Origin of the sequence: Moorena sp. SIO4A5, from assembly GCF_010672005.1 — a bacterium.
Lineage (GTDB): Bacteria > Cyanobacteriota > Cyanobacteriia > Cyanobacteriales > Coleofasciculaceae > Moorena.
On record NZ_JAAHHZ010000307.1, the window covers coordinates 1 to 5,386 of the forward strand.

Annotated in this window: 2 protein-coding genes; both read left to right on the forward strand. The window is 42.8% G+C overall.

Annotation, left to right across the window (positions count from 1 at the left end):
* The first annotated feature begins 477 nt into the window (after window positions 1-477).
* Entirely contained in the window at window positions 478-1,881 is a 1,404-nt protein-coding gene (locus tag F6K57_RS35690; protein WP_293072763.1) for an acyl-CoA-binding protein, read from the forward strand.
* 18 nt (window positions 1,882-1,899) lie between these two features.
* Window positions 1,900-5,386: beta-ketoacyl synthase N-terminal-like domain-containing protein (locus F6K57_RS35695; protein ID WP_293072766.1), on the forward strand; the 3,487-nt coding region annotated here is incomplete at its 3' end.

Consider the following 5,386-nt stretch of genomic DNA (forward strand, 5'->3'; position numbering starts at 1 on the left):
TGTGGTTAAAAAAGTATCAAAAACCACAAAATCGAAAATAAACGTGGCTGGAACTGGTGGAATTACGTGATATAAGCTTGCCTTATCACCGCAAAGCCTGAATAGCCCAAATTTTTAAGAAAAAAAATATATTCGGCTAGAGTAAATTTACTTTTTACTTGGTATAATTCGGAGCAAGTTGTCAACAGTTAGGTTTTATGGTAATCAAAGAATTACCTGTTTTTACCACAAAAACCTACCTGTTTTTGCCACAAAATTCGACAACCCTTTCATAGCAAGCATTTGACCCTGTTTCGTTCCCCCGTCATAACATAGAGGCTGAACAGCTTAACAAAATGTTACACTAAGAAAGTGAATTTCAGAATAGGTTCTGTTAAACTACTGATTGGTAATACTTTGTATCAGTAAAAAAACTAATCAACAAAGTTGTTTTGAATACCATTACAGTAGTAAAATAGAAAGGAGTTAACCCTGAATATGCTCACACAAAACCAGATTCAACACTTTGAAGAAAAGGGATGGTTAGGCCCCCTGGATCTATTTACAAGTTCAGAAGTAGAATCGGTAAAAAAATGTATAGAAACTAATAGTTCAATTAAAGAAGTAGAGGGTCAGCCGATGATGATGCTCTACAACAATGTCCTGAACCTCAACACATCTCGTGACCTTCATCTGTTTCATCAACCGATAGCCGAGATGTTTAAAAACAACAAAATTGTTCGGGTACTAAACCAGTTGGGTGGGGACAATTTACTATTGTGGAACAGTAATGTTTTTTGCAAAATGCCAGGGGAAGGAGAGATCAAATGGCATCAAGTTTATGATTCTTACGACCCCAGCGCCTATGATCCTCAAAAGCCAGCACTGCTTTACCCGAATACTGAAGATATTATAAATATATCAGTATGGATAGCTTTAGATGATGCTACTCTCGAAAATGGTTGTTTACATTTTGCTAATGGGACACACAAGGAAAAATTTGGGCGAGTGCAGGTACCTGCTGAGGAGGGAATGTTTGCGGGTATAAAAAACCATAAAATGGTTTGGCAAGGGCGGAGAAAATACTCAGTAGTGTTTGACTTCGATGACAATGAATGGGAAGTGGAAGCTGTACCAGCGCGCATGGGGCAAGCTATCATTTTTACCGAAAGAGTTATGCATTCCTCTCCCCCCAATAACTCCAAGCAACAACGCCGACTAGGTATTAATGGACGTTATGTTCCTCCCAGCGTACAGGTTTATCCACACCGTTTAAAAGGCGATTTCATCGACGAAAATTTTCATAATATCAAAAAGCATTTTTGTATCCTGGTATCAGGGCAAGATGATTATGGAATCAATGTCGTTCGTGATTCTCATGATCTAGACAATATAGAGTTAGAATTTCAGACCATGTCCAACTTAGTTCGCTTTGGTCATGTTCAACTACCTAAAGGCAAGAAAGAAATAGAGCTTGAGACTCTCTATCAACAAGCAATGGAAGGGGATTGTCTAGAGGAGGAGCCAGATCCGATTCTGCAACCTAGAAAGTATATTCAATGGCAAGCCTGGAATCAACTTAAAGGCATGAGTTGCAGTGAGGCGATGAAGCAATACAGTCAAATAGTAGCCAAACTGCCAGTAGTGGATCAAAAAAAGGAGCTGCCTCTAGAAGAAAAAATTAAAGCTTGGTTAGTCGCTTACATAGCCAAAGTTTTTAACATTGAAGCAGATGAGGTGAATAGTACTCTTCCTTTTGAGCGCTATGCTCTAGGATCGGCTGATGCAGCAAATCTAGTTGCTGAGTTGGGAGCTTGGCTAGAACGAGATATTCCTGCTACTGCGCTTTATAGTTACCCAACTATAGAGTTTTTGGCTAAGCATTTAGTTTCGTCATCCTGAAGATAAGGTGCAAATTACATGGATCCAACCGCGATTATAGGTATTGGTTGTCGTTTTCCAAGTGCTGGAAATCCAGAAAGCTTTTGGGATTTGCTGCGGCATGGGGTGCATACTATCACTGAAGTTCCGTCAAATCGATGGGATGTTGATGCCTTGTATGATCCAGATCCAGCTACACCAGGAAAAATGAACACCCGTTGGGGCGCTTTTCTGGAACAGATAGATATGTTTGAACCGAGTTTCTTCGGAATTTCTCCCCGAGAAGCAGAGTCAATGGATCCCCAGCATAGACTAGTCTTAGAGGTAGCCTGGGAAGCTCTGGAAAATGCAGGACTGGCACCAAATAAGTTAGCTGACAGCCAAACAGGTGTGTTTATAGGAATCGTTGCTAGTGATTATGGCCGACTGGTGTTCAATGATCACCTTAATATAGATGCTTATGGCGGCATTGGCATCACGCCTGGTATTGCAGCGAATCGTCTCTCCTATATACTGAATTTGCACGGACCTAGCTTGGCGATAGACACAGCTTGCTCGTCATCGCTGGTAGCATTGCATTTTGCCTGTCAAAGCCTGCAAAGCGGTGAATCTAATTTGTGCTTGGTCGGAGGGGTGAATTTGGTTTTGTCCCCCGAATACACTCTCACTTTTTCTCAAGCTCGGATGATGGCGTCGGACGGTTTTTGTAAGACTTTTGACAAAGACGCCGATGGTTATGTACGAGGGGAAGGATGTGGTGTAATTGTCCTCAAACGCCTCTGTGATGCCCTCCGGGATAGAGACAATATATTAGCAGTTATCAAAGGCTCGGCAGTTAACCATGATGGTCTAAGCAATGGAATGACTGCACCCAATGGGGTTTCACAGCAGGCAGTTATCAGGCAAGCATTAAAAAATGCTGATGTAGCACCATCCCAGATTAGTTATGTTGAAGCTCACGGTACTGGCACTTCCTTGGGAGACCCAATAGAAGTTGAATCCATAAAAGCAGTACTGGGTCAAGGGCGATCGCCTCTTGAGTCCTGTGGGATTGGTTCAATTAAGACCAATATCGGTCATTTGGAAGCTGCGGCGGGAATAGTTGGTCTAATTAAGACAGTTCTATCACTACAACATCAGCAAATACCATCCCACCTGCACCTCAAACAACTGAATCCCTTAATTAAGTTAGAAGGTACACCCTTTTTTATACCTACTGAGTGCCAACCTTGGTCTGTTGCTACAGAACCTCGCTTGGCTGGGGTCAGTTCCTTTAGCTTTGGTGGCACAAATTGCCATGTCATCTTGTCGGAAGCTCCCAAACAAGAAACCAGAGCTAATGAAATTGAACGCCCTGCTCACATTCTTGCTCTCTCAGCCAAAAATCAGAAGGCTTTGAGTGAATTAGTAGAGCGCTATGAGGCTCATCTGAAATCAAACTCATCCGCAAAGCTGGCAGACGTTTGTTTCACTGCCAATACAGGAAGAACGCATTTTGATCGCCGCCTTTTTGTTACGGCAACATCTACAACAGAGATGCAAAAGGCTCTGCGCGATCTTGCGGAGGGCGAAGATACAGTGCCAACCGGTCAAATATGCAGTCCCAAGCGCCAGAAAATAGCGTTCTTATTTACTGGTCAAGGGTCTGTGTATCTGAATATGGGGCGTCAACTCTACGATACCCAACCGACATTTCGTAATTGCCTCAAACGCTGTGAAGAAATTTTGCGTCCCTATCTGGAAGAACCACTACTATCTGTTCTCTATCCAGATATTGATTTGTCTTCTCCAACATCTGGCGAGGTAAACCAAAAGTTATACAACACGGCCTATACTCAACCTGCTTTATTCGCTCTGGAATATGCGCTATGCCAATTATGGAAATCTTGGGGCATAGAGGCGGATGCTGTCATCGGTCATAGTGTGGGGGAATATGTCGCTGCCTGTGTTGCTGGGGTTTTCAGCCTAGAAGACGGTCTCAAATTGATTGCAATGCGGGGACAGTTAATGCAACAATTGCCTCCAGGTGGTGAGATGTTGTCCTTGCTCGCATCAGAATCTCAAGTGCGAGAAGTGATTGCTCCCTATGGCGATCAAGTTGCGATCGCAGCTCTCAATGGCCCCAGCAGTATAGTAATTTCTGGTAAAAGTGAAGCCATCCAGGAGATTTACAGCAGCGTGTCAACGCAAGGAATAAAAGCAAAATTTTTGCAAGTATCCCATGCTTTTCACTCTCCGCTGATGGAACCAATGCTAGGGAAGTTTGAGGTAGCCGCATGGCAAATCTCCTACAATAAGCCTCAGATTCCTCTAATTTCTAATGTTACTGGGCAACAAATAGGCGATGACACTAGCACTCCTGAATATTGGGTGAATCATATACGACAACCAGTCCGCTTTGCTGATGGTATGCAGACTTTAGACCAGGAAGGCTGTAAAATTTTCTTGGAAATCGGACCCCAGGCAATTTTGCTGGGAATGGGACGCCAATGCTTACCAGAGGACACGGGGGTTTGGTTGCCTTCTCTGCGCAAAGATCGCGAAGACTGGCAACAATTGCTAGAGAGCTTAGGGGAATTTTACGTAAGAGGTGTAGAGGTAGACTGGTCAGGATTCGACAAAGATTATATCCGTGAGAAAGTAGTATTACCTACTTATCCTTTCCAAAGAGAACGGTATTGGACCAAAGCAACTAACTTTACTAACTTTGTAGATAAAGAGGAGTTCCAGGATTGGTTATACGAAGTAGAATGGCGACCTCAAGCTAGTTTTGGCGGGCAGTTTTCATCAGAGGAACTTCTAGACCCATTGACCATTAACCAGAAACTACAACCTTTGGTGTCGTCTTTAGCCTCTGTTAATAACTTGGATAGCTACAGTCAACTTGTGAGACAATTAGAAACTTTGAGTGTGGAATATGTCTTGCAAGCCTTTGACAAAATGGGATGGTCATTTAAACTGGGGGAAAACTTCTCCACTGAATCCCTAGCCCAAAGATTAGGTGTAGCACCACAATATAAACAACTTTTAAACCTGTTGTTAGAGATGCTAGCAGAAGTAGAAATTCTGCGCTACACCGAAAACCAGTGGGTGATACTTAAAACTCCTGAAAAAGTCAATCTACAACAAAAAAATCAGACCTTACTTGCTCAATTACCCAGCGCTAATGCAGAACTAACTATGTTAGAGCGTTGTGGTTCCCAATTGAGAGCAGTTTTGCAGGGAACTATAGAACCCCTGCAAGTTGTCTTCCCTGAAGGGGATTTAACTATAGCTACTCAAATATATGAACAGTCTCCTGAAGCAAAATTTACCAACACTTTAGTCCAGCGTGCGATCGCTACTGCCATAGAAAATTTACCTCCAAGCCGAGGGGTGCGATTATTAGAAATTGGAGCTGGGACAGGGGGAACTACTAGCTATATATTGCCTCATCTGAATCCAGAGCAAACAGAATATATCTTCACCGATATCGGTACCTTATTTACCAGCAAAGCACAGGATAAATTTAAGGATTACCCATTCA

Excerpts from the sequence above, each read along its gene's own strand:
- F6K57_RS35690 (WP_293072763.1), top strand. The coding sequence starts at position 478 with ATGCTCACACAAAACCAGATTCAACACTTTGAAGAAAAGGGATGGTTA.